This is a genomic window from Streptomyces sp. NPDC050549 (assembly GCF_040655035.1).
GTDB lineage: Bacteria > Actinomycetota > Actinomycetes > Streptomycetales > Streptomycetaceae > Streptomyces.
On sequence record NZ_JBFAJD010000044.1, the window covers coordinates 61,898 to 79,258 of the forward strand.

14 protein-coding genes and 1 other RNA gene are annotated in these 17,361 nt (G+C 68.1%); 7 read left to right on the plus strand and 8 right to left on the minus strand.

Features of this window, described 5'->3' with window-relative positions:
* The first annotated feature begins 45 nt into the window (after positions 1–45).
* The 3 genes from AB0I51_RS40550 to ssrA all read left to right on the plus strand — a co-directional run bounded on the left by AB0I51_RS40550 (position 46) and on the right by ssrA (position 2,320).
* Positions 46–1,230 carry a S41 family peptidase gene (locus tag AB0I51_RS40550; RefSeq protein ID WP_362983401.1) on the plus strand — a complete coding sequence of 395 codons (1,185 nt, stop codon included), beginning with the start codon at positions 46–48 and terminating at the stop codon, positions 1,228–1,230.
* A 69-nt stretch (positions 1,231–1,299) separates the two neighbouring features.
* A complete protein-coding gene (gene smpB, locus AB0I51_RS40555; protein ID WP_362983402.1) occupies positions 1,300–1,842 on the plus strand; it encodes an SsrA-binding protein SmpB in 543 nt (180 codons plus the stop codon).
* Between the two features lie 90 nt (positions 1,843–1,932).
* Positions 1,933–2,320: a transfer-messenger RNA gene (gene ssrA, locus AB0I51_RS40560) on the plus strand.
* Positions 2,321–2,373: 53 nt separating this feature from the next.
* Here ssrA and AB0I51_RS40565 read toward each other — a convergent pair.
* The 6 genes from AB0I51_RS40565 to AB0I51_RS40590 all read right to left on the minus strand — a co-directional run bounded on the left by AB0I51_RS40565 (position 2,374) and on the right by AB0I51_RS40590 (position 11,681).
* Positions 2,374–5,244 (minus strand): glycoside hydrolase family 3 C-terminal domain-containing protein, encoded by a 2,871-nt coding sequence (locus tag AB0I51_RS40565; RefSeq protein ID WP_362983403.1) that lies wholly within the window; start codon positions 5,242–5,244, stop codon positions 2,374–2,376.
* A gap of 95 nt (positions 5,245–5,339) precedes the next feature.
* Complete coding sequence (locus tag AB0I51_RS40570) at positions 5,340–6,350, minus strand: LacI family DNA-binding transcriptional regulator (protein ID WP_362983404.1); 1,011 nt, start codon at positions 6,348–6,350, stop codon at positions 5,340–5,342.
* Positions 6,350–8,590 carry an alpha-xylosidase gene (yicI, locus tag AB0I51_RS40575; protein ID WP_362983405.1) on the minus strand — a complete coding sequence of 747 codons (2,241 nt, stop codon included), beginning with the start codon at positions 8,588–8,590 and terminating at the stop codon, positions 6,350–6,352. Before yicI ends, AB0I51_RS40570 begins: the two co-directional genes overlap by 1 nt.
* A 15-nt stretch (positions 8,591–8,605) precedes the next feature.
* The gene (locus AB0I51_RS40580; RefSeq protein WP_200711918.1) at positions 8,606–9,430 is read right to left on the minus strand and encodes a carbohydrate ABC transporter permease; all 825 of its coding nucleotides are present in this window, start codon (positions 9,428–9,430) and stop codon (positions 8,606–8,608) included.
* Complete coding sequence (locus AB0I51_RS40585; protein ID WP_362983406.1) at positions 9,427–10,386, minus strand: sugar ABC transporter permease; 960 nt, start codon at positions 10,384–10,386, stop codon at positions 9,427–9,429. Before AB0I51_RS40585 ends, AB0I51_RS40580 begins: the two co-directional genes overlap by 4 nt.
* Entirely contained in the window at positions 10,383–11,681 is a 1,299-nt protein-coding gene (locus AB0I51_RS40590; protein WP_362983407.1) for an extracellular solute-binding protein, read from the minus strand. The genes AB0I51_RS40585 and AB0I51_RS40590 overlap by 4 nt, the downstream gene beginning before the upstream one ends.
* A 477-nt stretch (positions 11,682–12,158) precedes the next feature.
* Here AB0I51_RS40590 and AB0I51_RS40595 point away from each other — a divergent pair, with 477 nt between their 5' ends.
* A complete protein-coding gene (locus AB0I51_RS40595) occupies positions 12,159–12,731 on the plus strand; it encodes a TetR/AcrR family transcriptional regulator (RefSeq protein WP_362983408.1) in 573 nt (190 codons plus the stop codon).
* A 109-nt stretch (positions 12,732–12,840) separates the two neighbouring features.
* Here AB0I51_RS40595 and AB0I51_RS40600 read toward each other — a convergent pair whose 3' ends face one another.
* Positions 12,841–13,449, minus strand: coding sequence for a ScbR family autoregulator-binding transcription factor (locus tag AB0I51_RS40600; protein WP_362983409.1), 609 nt, complete (start codon positions 13,447–13,449; stop codon positions 12,841–12,843).
* 131 nt (positions 13,450–13,580) lie between these two features.
* The gene (locus AB0I51_RS40605) at positions 13,581–14,384 is read right to left on the minus strand and encodes a response regulator transcription factor (RefSeq protein ID WP_362983410.1); all 804 of its coding nucleotides are present in this window, start codon (positions 14,382–14,384) and stop codon (positions 13,581–13,583) included.
* A 324-nt stretch (positions 14,385–14,708) separates the two neighbouring features.
* Between AB0I51_RS40605 and AB0I51_RS40610 the strand changes: the two genes are divergently transcribed.
* The 3 genes from AB0I51_RS40610 to AB0I51_RS40620 all read left to right on the plus strand — a co-directional run.
* Complete coding sequence (locus AB0I51_RS40610; protein ID WP_362983411.1) at positions 14,709–15,692, plus strand: ScbA/BarX family gamma-butyrolactone biosynthesis protein; 984 nt, start codon at positions 14,709–14,711, stop codon at positions 15,690–15,692.
* A gap of 26 nt (positions 15,693–15,718) precedes the next feature.
* Positions 15,719–16,642 (plus strand): NAD-dependent epimerase/dehydratase family protein, encoded by a 924-nt coding sequence (locus AB0I51_RS40615; RefSeq protein WP_362983412.1) that lies wholly within the window; start codon positions 15,719–15,721, stop codon positions 16,640–16,642.
* A gap of 238 nt (positions 16,643–16,880) precedes the next feature.
* Positions 16,881–17,361 (plus strand): S-adenosylmethionine synthetase N-terminal domain-containing protein (locus AB0I51_RS40620; RefSeq protein ID WP_362983413.1); only part of this gene is annotated, 481 nt, incomplete at its 3' end.

The window sequence follows — 17,361 nt, forward strand, 5'->3', positions numbered from 1 at the left end:
GGCAACCGCCCGTGCGGCCCTTCCCGTTGTCCTAGACTCACCGCCATGTCAGGCCGCGACCTGTTCTGTCAGCCCCGCCGCATCCGCCGCGGGGCGGCCCTGACATTGGTGTTCGCGAGTGTGCTGGTCGCCGGTGCGGCGACCGGGTCGTTCGAGGAACCCGGCCGGCCGGACCGTAGATCGGCGTCCGGTACGGCCCGTTCGGCGCCCGTCGCGCGGCACGAGGACGTCGCGAAGGCCGCCGCCGAGGCGAAGGCCGACGGCAAGTCGCCCATGGAGGCCGCCGAGCGTGCCGTCAGCCGCAGCGGGGACCGGTGGGGTGCCGTGTACTCCCAGGGGGAGTACGAGGAGTTCGAGGAGGCCCTCGACGGCCAGTACACCGGCGTCGGGCTCTGGGCCCGCCGGGAGCGGGACGGCCGGATCGAGGTGACCCGGGTGCAGTCCGGGTCGCCCGCGGCCACCGCCGGGGTCCGCAAGGGCGACCGGCTGCGCACGATCGACGGCGAGAACGTCGACGGACAACCCGTCACCGAGGTCGTGGCCTTACTGCGCGGCGACGCCCAGGACGCCGCCGCCGGCACCACCGTCACCCTCGGACTGGAGCGCGGCACGCACGCGTGGAGCGAGACCGTACGGCGCGCCCGCCTCTCCACCGACTCCGTGACCGTCACCAGGCCGGACGACGAGGTCACCGTCATCAGGATCGCCGCGTTCACCAAGGGCGTCGGCGACATAGTCCGCGCCGCCGTACGCCAGGCTCCCGCCGACTCCGGGTTCATCCTCGACCTGCGCGGCAACTCCGGCGGGCTGGTCGCCGAGGCCACCGCCACCGCCTCCGCCTTCCTCGACGGCGGCCTCGTCGCGACGTACGACGTCGACGGCGAGCAGCAGGTCCTGCACGCGGCGACCGACGGCGACACCACCAGACCCCTGGTCGTGCTCGTCGACGGCGGCACGATGAGCGCGGCCGAGATGCTGACCGGCGCCCTCCAGGACCGCGGCCGTGCGGTCGTCCTGGGCTCCAGGACCTTCGGCAAGGGCTCGGTCCAGATGCCGAGCCAACTCCCGGACGGTGTCGTCGCCGAACTCACCGTCGGCCACTACCGCACCCCCTCCGGTCACACCGTCGACGGCCGGGGCATCACCCCCGACCTCGATGTCACCGTGCAGGGGCAGGCCGCCGTAGAACGCGCCGAGACCGTACTGAGCGGGCTCGGGGACGCGTCGTAAGCGTTTCTGGGAGCCGTCCGTAATCGCCTTTCCCTCGTACCCCCTCGTAGTGCGAAAATGGTCAGCACTATGAGCAAGGGAATGTACGTACCCAAGGAGTCCCAGCCCAAGCAGGGCGGCGGGGCCGCGAAGGCCAAGGACGGCAAGCGCAAGATCGTCGCGCAGAACAAGAAGGCCCGGCACGACTACGCGATCGTCGACACCTACGAGGCCGGGCTCGTCCTGACCGGCACCGAGGTCAAGTCGCTGCGCCAGGGGCGCGCCTCGCTGACGGACGGCTTCGTCCAGATCGACGGGGGTGAGGCGTGGCTGCACAACGCCCACATCCCCGAGTACAGCCAGGGCACCTGGACGAACCACACGGTCCGCCGCAAGCGCAAGCTGCTGCTGCACCGCGAGGAGATCGACAAGCTGGCGTCGAAGTCGGAGGAGACGGGTCACACGATCGTGCCCCTCGCCCTGTACTTCAAGGACGGCCGGGCGAAGGCCGAGATCGCGCTCGCGCGAGGCAAGAAGGAGTACGACAAGCGGCAGACCCTGCGCGAGAAGCAGGACCGCCGGGAGTCGGACCGCGCGATCGCCGCCGCGAAGCGGAAGCAGCGGGGCCAGTAGCCACGGGGAATACGGTGGCATCGGCGTGCGTTGGTCACGTAGGATGGCATCAGCACCGGGCGACCGGTGTGCTCATTGAAAAAACAACATGGGGATGATCGGTTTCGACAGCGGCTGTCGAAGCAGGTGAAGCGTGTCGAGGAAGCGGCAATGATCTCGTTAACCATATGTCGCAACCAATAATCGCCAATTCCAAGAGCGATTCCCAGTCCTTCGCCCTCGCTGCCTAATAACAGCGACTGAAGGACCCTAAAAGGGTGTCAGACCGGGGATGTTCCCGACCCGGACCCTGGCATAATCTAGGGAACTAAACCATCGGGCCCGGTCACGGGGTCCGGTGGGAAATCAAACAGTGGCTGGGCCCGTCGGCGACTTGTTCGCGTGATTGCCGGGGCCGAGAAAAGCACAGCGAACTGCACACGGAGAAGCCCTGATTCTGCACCGGTGGACGCGGGTTCGATTCCCGCCATCTCCACTCATCCCATGTGGGTAAAGCCCCCCGCTGCTTCGGCAGCAGGGGGCTTTTTCCTTTCACTTGAGCGAGAACGTCGACAGTCGCAGACCGTCACTCAGGACCAGATACACGTCAGTACGGCCTTTCGCCGCGCTCGAAAGGTCGGCGGTCACCGTCTTGTAGTCGTACGGCGATGCCGTCCCGTCCGTCTGCGCCGTACCGAGGAGCTTGCCGGTCGGCGAACCCAGCCGGACCTCGATCGTGCCGGTTGCCGTTCCCGCCACCCGGGCCGTGAACCTCGTTGCGCCCGCGCCCAGTCGGGTGTCCGCGAACTTCAGCCACGCGCCGTCCGCCGCCGAGCGCACCGCGGTCCCGCTCGCCTTGGACTCGTCGACGAGGTGGACGGCGGAGTAGTCGTCGAAGTTCTCGGCGCGGGTCGTTCGGGACAGGTTCCGGGGCGGGACGGTCTCTCCGTGGACCTGCCAGGTCGTACGGGTGCGGATGTCGGCGGAAGAGGCTCCGGCCATGACGTCGTAGGTGCCGGATTCCACCACCCATTTCGAGCGCGTGACGTCCCAGTGGGCCAGGTCCTGCTGCCGGAGATTCAGGCGGACCGTTTTCGTTTCGCCGGGTTTGAGAGATACCCGCTGAAAGGCTTTCAGTTGCTTCAGGGGTTCCTTGTCGCGGGACGTGCGCTGGTGCGTGTAGAGCTGTACGACTTCGTCGCCCGCGCGTGTGCCGGTGTTCGTGACCGGGACCTCGTAGCCGCCGGCGACGGGTTTCAGGGTGCCGTAGCGGAAGGTCGTGTACGAGAGGCCGTAGCCGAAGGGGTAGAGTGGTGTGCCCTGGAAGTACTGGTAGGTGCGGTCGGACTTGATGATGTCGTAGTCGAGGATCGACGGGAGGTCGGCCTCCGACCGGTACCAGGTCTGGGTGAGGCGGCCCGACGGGTTGACGTCGCCGTAGAGGACGTCGGCGAGGGCGTTGCCCGTCTCCTGGCCGGCGTGGGAGGTCCAGAGGAGCGCCGGGACCTCCTTCTGCACAGCACCCAGCGTGGTGGGATAGCTGTTCTCGACGATCACGACCGTCTTCGGGTTGGCCTGGTGGACGGCCTTGACCAGGGCCTCCTGCGAGGGGGCCAGGGACATGTCCGTGCGGTCGTGGGCCTCGCGGCCGTTGATCGACGGCATCGAGCCGATGACGACGACCGCCGTGTCCTTGCCCTTCACCGCGGCCACGGCGTCGGCGACTCCGCTGCGGACCACGTCCTTCGCGTAGTGCGCCGCCTGGTCCTTCGTTACGAGGCCGAGGGTGCCGTTGGCGTCGGTCGGGCCGAGGTAAACGGGGCTCGACCACCAGGACTCGGCCGTCTCGTAGCCCGCGTATCTCAGCAAGTACGTTCCGTCGTCCTGCTGTTCCAGTTTGAACTGCTGCTGGACGTACCAACCGTTGGGCTGGGTCTGGTCGTTGACGAAGTTGGACCAGTTGTAGCCGACGTACTTGCCGTTGGCGGCCGATCGCAGGGTGACGATGCCCGAGCCCCAGTCGAAGGCGTCGAACTGGGCTGTGGTCGTCGGGGTGTTGGTGGTCTCCTGCAAGGGGGCGCCCGTGTCGCCGGTGCCGGCCGTGACGTACTTGCCGGTCGCCGTGTCGCGCAGGGCGATGCGGTCGACTCCCTCGCTGGTGGCTACGCCCGTTCCCAGCTTCGAGGCGATGCCCTGTGCGGGGGTGACGGCGTAGGGGAGGGTGCCCGAGTACCAGTCGGTGTAGAGCGTGTCGGCGAGGGGGCCGACCACTGCCACGTTTCTCTGTGTCGCTTTCAGTGGCAGTGACTCACTTTTCTTGAGCAGTACCGTCCCCTCGGCCGCCGCCTTGCGTGCCAGCTGCCGGTGCGCCGGGCTGTCGATGACCGATGCGTCGATCGAGCCGTACGTGCCGCCGCCAGGGTCGAACTCGCCGAGCCGGACGCGGACGGAGAGGATGTCCGAAGCTGCTCTGTCGATGTCCGAGACTTTCAACAGGCCTTGTTGCAGCGCCGAGTTGATCGCAGTCGTGGTCGGGCCGGGGTCGGCGCTGTTGTCCGTGAAGCTGTCGACACCCGCCTTGAGCGCCGCCGCGTCGCCCTCCGCGATCGTGGGGTAGTACTGCTGGGGAGTGACGAGGTTGCCGGGGGCGAAGGCGTCGGTGACGTTCAGCAGGTCCTGGCCCGTCCAGGTCCTCACCACGTCGTCCAGGTCCGGATTCACCGTGGCGGGGCGGCCGTTGACCAGGTTGTACGACGTCATCACGCCCGTCGCCGCGTCCGCCGCTATCGCCGGTTTGAAGGCGGCCTCGTCGTACTCCTTCTCCACCCGTGGACGCAGGTCGGAGGAGGTGGTCGCGCGGTCGACCTCGTTGTTGTAGCCGAGGTAGTGCTTGAGGGTGGGGGCCGTCTTGAGATGGTTCGGGTCGCCGCCGGTCAGGCCCTCGCCGTAGGCGGTGGACAGGGCGCCGGTCAGTTCGGGGTCCTCGCTGTAGCCCTCCTCGTTGCGGCCCCACCGTGGGTCCCGCAACAAATTCACCACCGGGGCCCAGAGGTTCAACCCCCAGCCGTCCGGGCGCTGTTGCTGGAAGCCGCGGGCCTCGTCGCCGACCGCCGAGCCGACCTGCTCCATCAGGGCCGGGTCCCAGGTGGAGGCGAGTCCGATCGCCTGCGGGAAGACGGTGGCCTTGCCGAGCCAGGCGACGCCGTGCAGCGCCTCGGTGCCGGTGCGGAAGGACTGGATGCCGAGGCGGGGGATCGCGGGCTCGTACTGGTGGAGGAGGGAGATCTTCTCGTCCAGGGTCAGCCTGCCGAGCAGGTCGTCAACGCGCTTGCTGACGGGGAGAGTCGGGTCGCGGAAGGGGTAGGGGGTGTCGGCCGTCGCCGGGACCGTCGCTCCCAGGCCGACGATCAGTGCGAACGCCACGGCGAGCGTGGTTCTGTGGCCTGTTCTGTGACTTCTTCTCTTGCCTTCCATGTCGCGGCTCCTTCGGGTAGGGCCTTGCTCCAACGGTGGTGAGATCAGGGCGCGTTGCGCGGTGCCGTGCTCGCGCGCTCCGTCAGCCGGGGTGTGAGCAGCGTCGCGTCGGGCACGGTCTTGCCGCCCAGCTTCTTCATCAGCAACTCGACCGCCCTGGAGCCGAGTTCGGCGGCGGGCAGCGCGACCGAGGTGACCGGGACCCGTACGGACTCGGCGAGTTCGTCGGGGCAGATCGCGGTGACCGACAGATCGCCGGGGACGCGCAGACCGAGCTGCTCGAAGGCGTCGACGAGGGGTTCCAGGAGCGGTTCGTTGTGGACGACGACTCCGGTCAACGCGGGCTGTTCACGCAGCAGTTGCTCCGCTACGGCGGCTGCCGCGGCGGGCGCCGGCTCGCAGGGATGGACGCAGGACGTGAGCCCGTTGCGGTCGGCGGCGGCCGTGAAGCCCTGAACGACGCGCTGGGCGAAGGCGGTTCGGCGGACGTACACCTCGGGCGGTGACCCGACGAGGGCGACGACCCGGTGCCCGAGCCCCGCGAGCCGTTCCACGCACAGCTCACCGGCCGCCTTGAAGTCGAGGTCGACACAGGTCAGCCCGTCGGCCTCGGCAGGGAAGCCGATCAGCACGGACGGCCGGTCCAGGGAACGGAGCAACGGCAGCCGGGGGTCGTCGAGTTGGACGTCCATCACGATCATCGCGTCGACCAGTGCCGAGTCCGCGACCCGCCGCAGGCCCTCCTCGCCCTCCTCCTGGGTGAGCAGCAGTACGTCGTGGTCGTGGCGGCGGGCCGTGGTCGCCACCGACATCGCGAACTGCATGACCACGGGGACGTGGATGCCGGTGCGTAAGGGGATGACGAGGGCCAGCACGTTGGAGCGGCTGCTGGCCAGGGCGCGGGCACCGGCGTGCGGCCGGTAGCCCAGCTCGCGGATGGACGACTCGACGCGCTGCCGGGTCTCCTCGGAGATCGGGCGCTTGCCGCTCAGCGCGTACGACACGGTGCTGGGGGAGACCCCGGCGTGCCGGGCCACATCAGTGATCTTCACCATCAGCCCAGCTCCAGGGTCAGGAACCCGCTGCCCGACTTCGACCGTTCCCCTGCGGCCAGCGTCCACGCCACGGACGGGTCACTGCAGGACGCCCGGAGCGTGTCCCCCTCCCGTACGACGGTGAAGGTCACGTCGCCGACCGGCACCGTCACCTGCGCGCCCCGCTCCAGGCCGTACGCCCGCAGGGTCACCCCGTCGGCGAAGTCGTAGTCGGGCCGGTCGGTCACCGCGCCGACCGGGATCACCGCGCCGGGGCGGACGAGGAGCGGCACGCTGTCGAAGCCGTGCTTCTCGCGCACCCAGCGCGGTCCGGTGACCGTGCGGCCGGTGAGGTAGTGGGTCCAGGTGCCCTCGGGGACGTAGTAGGAGACGTCCCCTTCGTCACTGAAGACCGGCGCGACCAGCAGATCGCTGCCGAGCATGTACTGCCTTTCCAGATGCGCGCACCCCGGGTCGTCCGGGAACTCCAGCACCATCGCCCGCATCATCGGCACGCCCTCGGCGGAGGCGGTGCGCGCGGTCTCGTAGAGATACGGCATGAGGCTCAGCTTCAGGCGGGTGAACTGCCGCAGTACGTCCACGGATTCCTCGTCGAAGAGCCACGGGACTCGGTACGACGAGCTGCCGTGCAGGCGGCTGTGGGAGGACAGCAGACCGAAGGCCAGCCAGCGTTTGAAGAGGGCGGGGGTCGGGGTGCCCTCGAAGCCGCCGATGTCGTGGCTCCAGTAGCCGAAGCCGGACAGACCGAGGGAGAGGCCACCGCGCAGCGACTCGGCCATCGACTCGTAGGTCGCCTCGCAGTCGCCGCCCCAGTGAACGGGGTACTTCTGGCTGCCCGTTGTGGCCGAGCGGGCGAAGACGACCGCCTCGCCCTCGCCGCGGTGCTTGCGCAGGACGTCGAAGACCGTGCGGTTGTAGAGGTAGGTGTAGTAGTTGTGCATCCGCTCGGGGTCCGCGCCGTCCGCGTAGGCGACGTCGACCGGCACCCGCTCGCCGAAGTCGGTCTTGAAACAGTCGACGCCCTGCGCGAGCAGTGCCTCCAGCTTGCCGGCGTACCAGTCGCGGGCGGCCGGACTGGTGAAGTCGACCAGGGCCATGCCGGGTTGCCACAGGTCCCACTGCCAGACACTGCCGTCAGGGCGGCGCAGCAGATGCCCGAGCGCCTTGCCCTCGGCGAAGAGCGGCGAGCGCTGCGCGATGTACGGGTTGATCCAGACGCAGATGTGCAGGCCGCGGTCCTTCAGCCGGGCGAGCATGCCCTCCGGGTCGGGGAAGACCCGCGGATCCCACTGGAAGTCGCACCAGTTGAACTCGCGCATCCAGAAACAGTCGAAGTGGAAGACGGACAGCGGGAGTTCACGCTCCCGCATGCCCTCGATGAAGGACGTCACCGTCTCCTCGTCGTAGGAGGTGGTGAACGACGTCGAAAGCCACAGCCCGAACGACCAGGCGGGCGGAAGCGCCGGGCGGCCGGTGAGGGCGCAGTACTTGCGGAGGATGTCCTTGGGGGTCGGGCCGTAGATGACGTAGTACGTCAACTGCTGGCTCTCCACGCTGAACTGGACCCGGGACACCGCCTCCGAGCCGACCTCGAAGGAGACTCGGCCGGGGTGGTCGACGAAGACGCCGTAGCCCGCGTCGGTGAGGTAGAAGGGGGCGTTCTTGTAGGCCTGTTCGGTGGCGGTGCCGCCGTCGGCGTTCCACATGTCGACGACCTGGCCGTTCTTGACGAGCGGGCCGAAGCGTTCGCCGAGTCCGTAGACGGAGGTGCCCACTTGGAGCCCCAGCTGCTCGCGCAGATAGTGGGCGCCGGTCGCGTCCCGCATGATGCCCATGCCCTTGGGGCCGCTGCCGGTGAGGGTGCGGCCGTGGGCGAGGAAGTCGACGTGCCAGGGCCCGGTGCGGGCCACCTGGACCGACAGTGCGCCTGAGGTGAGGGTCGCGCGCTCGTCGTCGTAGGACGTGTGGACGGCGAAGTCCTCGGTCCGCACGTCGAATTGGGGGCCGCGCGGCTGTTCGCCCTCGAAGTGGGTGAAGGTGACGCCGATGACGTCGGGCATCGGGGCGTGGGCGCTGATCGTCACGACCGGTCCCTTCAGCAGGTCGCCGCGGTGGCGGATGGGGACGGTCGGCGCGTGGATCTCCAGCGCGCCGTCGGGGGCGGTGACATCGAGGACTTCGACCGGGTGGGCGGCGGTGACGCCCTCGCGCAGCAGCCAGTAGCCGTCGGTGAACTTCACGTGGGGGTCCCCTTACTACTTGACGGCGCCCACGGCGATGCCGCGCGTGAGGGTCCGCTGGAAGACGAGGAAGAAGACGATGGCGGGCAACACACCGAGCAGGGCAGCCGCGTTGGTCATCGTGGCGTCCATCAGACGCTGGCCCTGGAGGACGCCGAGGGCCACCGACACGGTCTGGTTGTCGTTGGAGATCAGCATGACCAGGGGGAGCAGGAACTCGTTCCAGGTCCAGATGAAGAAGAAGACCAGGAGGACGCCGATCGTGGGGCGGCTGACCGGGACCACGATCCGCCACAGCACCTGCCACTTGTTGGCGCCGTCGATCCGGGCCGCCTCGATGATCTCGCGGGGGAACTGGCCGAGGACGGAGGAGAGGAGATACGTGCCGAACGCCGCCTGAATCACCGTGAAGACGATGATGACGCTCAACCTGGTGTCGTACAGGCCGACTTGCTTGCTCAGGTAGTAGATCGGGTAGACCAGCGCCTCCTGCGGCAGCATGTTGGCGAGGACGAAGAAGGCCAGGACCCAAGTACGGCCCCGGATACGGCCGATGCCGATCGCATACGCGTTGAGGACCGAGAGGACGGCGGCGAGGACGGCCACCGAACCGCTGATCAGAACCGAGTTGAAGAGTTTCTGGCCGTAGTCGACGCGCTGCCAGAAGTCCTTGAGGCCGTCCAGGTAGAGACCCTTGGGGAGGCTGAGCGGGCCGTGTTCGGAGTACTCGGCCGGTGACTTCACGGCGTTGATCAGGACGATCAGGAACGGGACGACCATGAAGAGGGCGGCGATGCACAGGGCGATGAGCACCGGGTAGCGGCGCAGGGCGGTCGTCATGCGCGGTCACCTTCCTCCGCGCGGGTCTGGAGTTTGAGGAAGACCAAGGAGAGCACCAGGATGATCACGGTCAGCACCGTGGAGATCGCGGCGCCGTAGCCGACCTGGGTCTTCTCGAAGAACGTGGTGAAGGAGAAGTAGGAGGGCACGTCGGTCGCGCCGCCCGGGCCGCCCTTCGTGAGGACGTACACCGCGCCGAACACCTTGAGCGCGGCGATCGTGCACCAGGTGAGGACGACGTAGATCTCGGGGCGGATCTGCGGCAGCGTGATGTGCCAGAAGCGGCGCCACCAGCCGGCGCCGTCCAGTTCGGCCGCCTCGTAGAGCTGTGGGTCGACGCGTTGCAGCCCGGCCATGAACACCACGAGCGGGAAGCCGAGTTGGACCCAGACCATGACGGCCATGACGCTGTAGAGCGCGATGTCGGGGTCGCCGAGCCAGTCCTGCTGCCAGGAGCCCAGCCCGACCGCTTTCAGCAGGGTGTTGAGGGAGCCGTTGTCGGGGGCGAGGATCCAGCTCCAGACAATGCCGGCGACCGCGATCGGAAGCACCTGCGGGAGGTAGAAGCAGGCGCGGAGGACCGAGGCGATACGGCTGCCGAAGTGCTTGCCGATGTAGTCGAACAGGGCCGCGGCGAGGACGAGGCCGACGATCGTCGGTACGGCCGCCATCGCCACGACCATGAACAGGCTGTGCCGGAAGGACGCCCAGAACTCCGAATCGTCCAGCAGGTCACGGTAGTTGGCGAGGCCGGTCCACTTGGGGTCGCCGACGCCCTGCCAGCTGGTGAAGCTCACGGCCGTGTTCATCAGGAACGGGACGACGATCACCGCGAGCGCGGCCAGGGCGCCGGGCAGGAGGAACAGGGTGTACGAGTTGCGGGGGCGGGGGCTGCGCGGGCCGGTGGTGTGGTGCCTGGTGCCGGCCCGCGCGCCCTTCTCGGCGGTGACCGTCATGTCGACGGAACGCCCTTGTCGTACGCCTTCTGCAGGTTGCCGAGATAGGCGTCCGGTTTCTCGCTGCTGGTGATCAGCTTCTGGGTCTCGGAGACGAGGACGTCGTAGAAGCCGGGGACCGGCCAGTCCGGGTAGAAGGCCAGGCCGTCGCGGGCCGTGAGGGTGTTGAAGTTGGCGATGAGTTCCTTGGACTTGGGGTCGGTGATCGCGGAGGTGTCGGCCGCGACCGGGATGCCGCCCTTGTTGCCCATCAGGTTCTGGATCTTCTTCGACAGGGTGATGTCGATGAAGTCGTAGGCGAGTTGCTTGTTCTTGGCGCCCTTGGGGACGACCCAGATGTTGCCGCCGGAGCCGAGGGTGAGGTTCGAGCCGGGCCACAGGGTCGTGTCCCAGTCGAACTTGGCCTCCGTCTGGAAGCGGCCGTACCACCAGCTGCCGGAGAACAGGATCGGCGCCTTGCCCTGGATCCAGGAGACCCCGGCGTCCTCGGCCTTGACGGAGCTGGAGGTCTTGGCGATGTAGCCCTTCTTCACCCAGTCGGCGAAGGTGGTCGCCGCGTACGTCCAGGCCGCGTCGTGGAAGTCCGTCTTGCCCTTGTACAGCTCGTACTTGTCGACCCAGGCGCGATCGGCCTTCGACAGCGCGAGCTGGTAGAGGTACTGCTGGGCCGGGTACTCGGCGCCCGCGTTGGCGAGCGGGGTGACGCCCTTCGCCACGAACTGGTCCATGGCGGCGGTGAGTTCGTCGAACGTCTTCGGCTCGGCGATCTTGTACTTCTTGAAGAGGTCCTTGTTGTAGTAGACCATCGTGTACTCGCCGTAGTCGGTCACGCCGTACCACTTGCCGGAGCCCATCACTCCGTTGGTGTCGTACATGTCCGTGGTGCCGACGCTCGCCGGGATCTTCTTGTCCCAGCCGCGCGTCTTGGCCTCGGCGGTGAGGTCGGTGAGCAGGCCCTGTTTGGAGAGCAGGCCGGCGGTCGCGTTGCCCTTGTTGTACTCCATGACATCCGGTGCGTCGGAGGAGTTGAGGACCATCGGGGCCGTCTTCTGGATCTGCTCGAAGCCCTTCTCCTCGAACTTCACCTTCACGCCCGGATGCTGGGCCTTGAACTCCTTGATGGCCTCGTTCCAGGCCACGCCCATCGCGCTGTCGGGGCCCTCGTAGTGCCAGAGCTTCAGGGTCTTGCCGTCCGAGCCACCGCTGTCCGAGCTGCCGCCGCAGGCGGACAGGAGCAGGGATCCGCTCAGGATCATCACCGTGGCAGCCGTCGCACGCCTTCGTGCCGTCAACATCCAGTGCCTCCAAGGGAGTCGGATGGGGTGTCGAATCGATTCGACGGTCGGCGTCGAAGCGCTTCGACGGAGGAAGGTATGTATGCGCTGTGGGTGCGTCAATGGGTGCGGCAGGAATTGACGCAAGCGGTTCGATCGCGCTTGCCTGGTTGTCGGCCCTCGGTGGCGCGGCGCGGGGGGACCGGTGTGGCGCTACTGCGTGAACCGGCCGAAGGTCCGCTCGGTCCTCCACCGCTGCGTCACTGGCTGGAGCCCCTGTCCAGTGGATTCCGCTTGGGGCGGGACGCGTTTTCGGCCTTGAGGGTTGCGCGGTTCCCGGTCTCAGGGGCGACAAAAACGAGGCAGGGTTGTATGGTTCCGATGGTCGTCATACGCGGGGGAGAGCCGTCCACGTCTACGCACGTCCTTGAAGAAGAGGGGGCGAAGTCCCTGATGCAGACTCGGTCGCGCCGCACCCGGCGAGCGCTTGTCCATGCCATGGCTGAACTGATCGCGGACGGTCAGCCTTCGGATGCCGGTCTCGTCAATGTCTGTCAGAGGGCCGGCGTCAGCAGGGGGGCTCTGTACCACCACTTCTCCTCCACCGCGATGTTGGCCGCCGCCGTGTACGAACAGGCACACCAGCAGGTCCTCGAGCTGGTGGACAAGGCGTTCGAGGGTCCGTCGGCGGACGCCCCGCAGCGATTCCTCATGGGCCTGGGGGCGATGCTGCGTACGAACGAGGTCGTTCGGGCCGGAATGCGGTTGGCCGCGGACGGGTCGTTCGGGCTGCCCCGGCTGCGTGACCAGTTGTTGGCCGCGGTTCGCGAGCGCATCACCGAGGTGCAGCACGGGGCGGTGTTCCCGGCCGAGGATCTCGCCGATCTCGTGGTGGTGATGACGGCGGGGCTGGAGGAACTGGGGCATGTGAACCCGGAGTGGTGGGGCGACCGGAGTGCGGAGCGGCTCTGGGCGATGCTGCGTCCGCTCTTCTCCTCCCCGGACGCGGCGGCCGACCGGCGCTCGTACGACACGGTCAGCGGGATCGGCACCGCGCGGATTCCCACCTGACCGTGAAGCCTGACCGTGAAGCCTGACCGTCAAGTCGGCGTCCTCGGCGTCTACTTGGTGTCCGAGCCGTGGCCGGATGGGTCTGACGGGCGGATTCGGGCCATGACCATCAGGCGGCGGACGGCGGGGTCGTGCGCAGCCGCCCGACGAGGCCCGGGGTGGCCAGGCCCGGCAGGAGGAACTGCCACAGGGAGCTGACCCGGCTGAGCAGGTCCGCGCGGTTGCTGTACGCCTGGGCCATGGTCTGGATGCCGGTGTAGGCGCCGACGATGAATGAGGCCGCCTCGTTCATGTCGATGCCGGGCAGCGTCTCGCCCTGTGTCTCGGCCTGGCGCAGCAGTCCCAGGATGACCTCCATGGACTGCTCGTAGCCGACGCGGGGTGAGGAGAAGGACGACTGTTCCACGGACAGCCGCACGCTGGCGCGCAGCACCGGGTCGCGCTGGAGGCGCTGGGCGAAACGGAGGGTCAGGTCGATCACGGACTGGAGCTTGACCGGCTGGTCCTCCACCTGCAGGGCCTCGACATGGGCGTCCAGCAGAGCGAGGGCGATCGCTTCCTTGGAGGGGAAGTGGTGGTACAGCGCACCGCGCGTGAGACCGGCTCGCGCCAGTATGTCGGTGGTGCTCGCCGAGTCGTAGCCGCGCTCGTCGAACAGCTCGGCCGCAGCCATCAGGATGCAGTGGCGTGTGCGCTGTCCCCGTTCCTGCCTGGCCATGCTGTTGCCTCGCTCGGTTCATTCCTGACAGACCTGTTTGTACTGTATCCCTGTCCGGCGGATCAAGCCGCGGAGACGGGGCGGCCGACGAGGCGCCGCTCCCCTCCCGCGACCCGATCCGCCGGACACGGCTAGACGTGGCCCAGCCGGAATCCGATCCCTCTGACGGTGAGGATCCAGTCGCTCGAACCGAGCTTGCCGCGCAGAGTGCCCACATGGGTGTCCACGGTGCGACCGCGAGGGGACCACGCGTCACCCCAGACCTGGGCCATGATCTGGCGCCTGGCGATCACAGTGCCCGGTTGTGAGGCCAGGAGGAACAGCAGGTCGAACTCCTTGCGGGTCAGATCCAGGGGTTCTCCTTCGAGAGTCGCCGCCCGTGCGTCGGCGTCGATGCAGAGCCCTCTGTGGGTGACGATCCGTGAGGGAGGCGCCTGTCTGCGGACGCGCCGCATTATGGCCTCGATCCGTGCCAGCAACTCCCGGAATCCGTACGGCTTCACCAGGTAGTCGTCGGCGCCGGCCTGGAGGCCGAGCACTCGGTCGAGCTCGGAGTTGCGCGCCGTGAGGGTGATGATCGGGGTCTCGCTGACGGCCCGGATGCCTCGGCACACTTCGAGACCGTCGAGATCGGGGAGGTCGAGGTCGAGCAGGACGAGGTCGACCTCGCCGTGCTCGCGGAGCGCTTGGGCGCCGTTGGCCACGCTCTGGGTCGAGTAACCCTGCCTGGCCAGGCTTTGGAGGAGGGTGTCGGCGGCTCGGGCATCGGCCTCGACGACCAGGACGCGCAGCCCCTCTCTCGGTTGGGCGACCGGTTGGGCGACCGGTTGGGCGACTGGTGGGGTGGCCGGAGTCCGGGGCTGGACAGGTGGTGTGCGGTGCGTGCGATTGCGCTCTGACTTCTGGGTGAGTAGATCGACGGCCTGCCGGTTCATCTGCTCCTCCTGGGCACAGTCGCAACAGCAGGGGACTGCTGAAGCTCTGACGTGTGGGAGATTAGCAAACAGACTTGTCTGATTGTCAACGTATCTCTTGGTGTGTTGCGTCAAGAGTCCGGAAGAGTGAATCCGCTCCAGGTTGCGTGGGGGGAATCTTCAATTCCGCAGGAAATGACGTGTCAGTGCAGGCAGTGGCTGATTAATCGGTCCTGAAAACACACGTACCTGTCTGTATCTTGTACCTCGTCGTCGGCCACGGGGGGCGGTCGACAACCTGCGGCGTGGTGTGCCCCCAGTCAGTGACCGACGGGAGCGTTGTACATGTCGCACTTCGCCCAGGAACTGCCCAAGACGCACTCCCCGGCAGCGGAGAATCCCCCGCATGCCCCGGACCGCAGGCTGACCACGACGGTCCCGCGCGAGTACGTCCACCGCGCAGCCGTGTCGGAGGTCTTCCTGACCGGGTGGGAGGCCGTGGCAGCGGCCGGCTCCGCAAGCTCCGCCGAGTTCGTGGTCAGAGCACAGTGGCCGCGCAGCCACTCACTGTTCGCCCGCGAGGACGACCACCAGGACCCGATGCTCATGATCGAGTCGGCGCGTCAGGTCGGCTCGCTGCTCGCCCACACCGAGTTCGGAGTTCCCTTCGGGCACCACTTCCTGATGGCGAACATATCCATCGCCGTCGAGCCCGAACTGCTCGTCATGGACACCGCCCCGACCGAGATCGAACTCCTCACGGAATGCCGGGACATCGTCCGCCGCGACGGCGCCCTGACCCGCATGCGCTACGGCATCACAGTGCTGCGCCGCGGCATGGCGCTGGGCACCGCGGAGGCGGCCTTCAGATGCATCGGCCCGGACGTGTACCAGCGGTTGCGGGGGAACCGTCCCACCAGCAGCGACCGTCCCAAGCCGCCGGCCGTCGAGGCGGCCCTGGTGGGTCGCACCGGCCCCCGGCACGTCGTGCTCGGCGAACTCGCGTCGGGCACCGCGGGCCGCTGGGAACTGCGGGTCGACACGGCGCACCCGACGTACTTCGACCATCCGGTCGACCACATTCCGGGCATGGTCCTGCTGGAGGCCGCCCGGCAGGCGGCCCATGCCGTCGTCGGTCTGCCCGACGCACTGGTACTGGGGGTGACCAGCGCCTTCTCCCGCTACGCCGAGTTCGACGCGCCGTGCTGGATCGAAGCCCGTGTCGAGTCCGGTGACGTGGAAAGCGGCGTACGGGTGCGGGTGGAGGGCGTGCAGCGGGACGCGACGGTCTTCGTCGCCGAAGTCCTGCTGCGGCCCCGAACCCACTGACGCCACCGACCTCTTGGAGTGCGCTGATGCCCACTGTCCTGCTCACCGGCGCTTCGGGATTCGTGGGCCGCGGTGTCGCCCGGGAGGCGGCGGGCCGGCCTGTCGATCTTCGACTCATGTCGCACCGCCGTCCCGTGCCCGATGCGGGCCCGCGTACGGTGTCCGCCGATCTGGCCGACCCCGCGTCGCTGCGCGGGGTGTGCGACGGCGTCGATGTCCTGATCCACTGCGCCGCCCGGATCGGCGGCAGCGAGGAGGCCAACGAGGCCGTCAACGCCCGTGGCACGCTGGCCCTCGTCGCGGAGGCACGCCGCGCGGGGGTCTCGCGTCTCGTTCACCTGAGCACGGCCTCCGTCTACGGTCGCGGAACCTTCCGCGGCAGTGGACCGGAGGGCCTCGTCCGGAACCCGGGATCGGCCACCTCGCGCACCCGGGCCGTCGCCGAGGACGCCGTTCTCTCGGCCGGTGGCATCGTGCTGCGGCCGCACCTGGTCATCGGGGAGGGCGACACCTGGGTGGGGCCGGGGCTGGCGACCGTCCTGAGGGTTCTGCCGGGCAGGGTCGCGGGCTGGACGTCGCGTATGTCGTTGATCTCGGTGCGGGTCCTGGCCGAGCTGTTGGTGGCCACGGCGCTCGCGCCGGACTCGACGCTGACCGCGTCCGTCTACCACGCCGCCCACCCGGAGCCGGTCACGGCCGACGCCCTCCTGCGCGCCGTCGCGGAGTGCGCCGGGATCTCCTGGCCCGAGAAGGAGATCACCGTGCGGGAGGCCCGGGCGATATTCGCCCGGCAGGGCCGGTCGACCACCCCGCTGGACATGCTGACAACCGATCACTTCTTCGACAGCGCGCCGCTCTGGAGCGACCTCCGCCGTTTTCCGGACGGTGATTTCCGCACCGAGTTCCAGCATGCGGCGCACTGGTACCGGCAGACCATCAGGACGGCCTGACGCAATGGGCGCCGTATTTCCGGTGCACACCATTCCGGATTCCCCGGGTGAGTTCCGTACCGAGCCTTGACAGAACTCTGACGTCCACTTTTCCCCGCGCTCAACTACTGCGCCGTGCTTGCAGATTCAGACACAGTCCTGGACCGGACAGTGTTGAAGCGGGGTACGCCACGGAACAGGCTGGTGACCACGGGCAACCATCGACAAGCCGTCAAGGTCCGCACCCTTCAGGAGAGTCATGTCCCGACGCCTGTTCACCTCGGAGTCCGTCACCGAAGGACATCCTGACAAGATCGCCGACCAGATCAGCGACACGGTCCTCGACGCGTTGCTGAGCGACGACCCCGCCGCCCGGGTCGCGGTCGAGACCCTGGTCACGACCGGGCAGGTGCACATCGCGGGCGAAGTGACGACCTCGGCATACGTCGACATCGCGCGGCTCGTACGCGACAAGATCCTGGAGATCGGCTACGACTCCTCGCAGAAGGGTTTCGACGGTGCCTCCTGCGGTGTGTCGGTGTCCATCGGCGCGCAGTCCCCGGACATCGCGCAGGGTGTCGACTCGGCGTACGAGAAGCGGGTCGAGGGTGCCGCCGCAGGTGAAGGAGGGGACGAGCTCGACAGGCAGGGCGCCGGCGACCAGGGCCTGATGTTCGGCTACGCGACGGACGAGACGCCGACGCTGATGCCGCTCCCGATCTTCCTGGCGCACCGCCTCG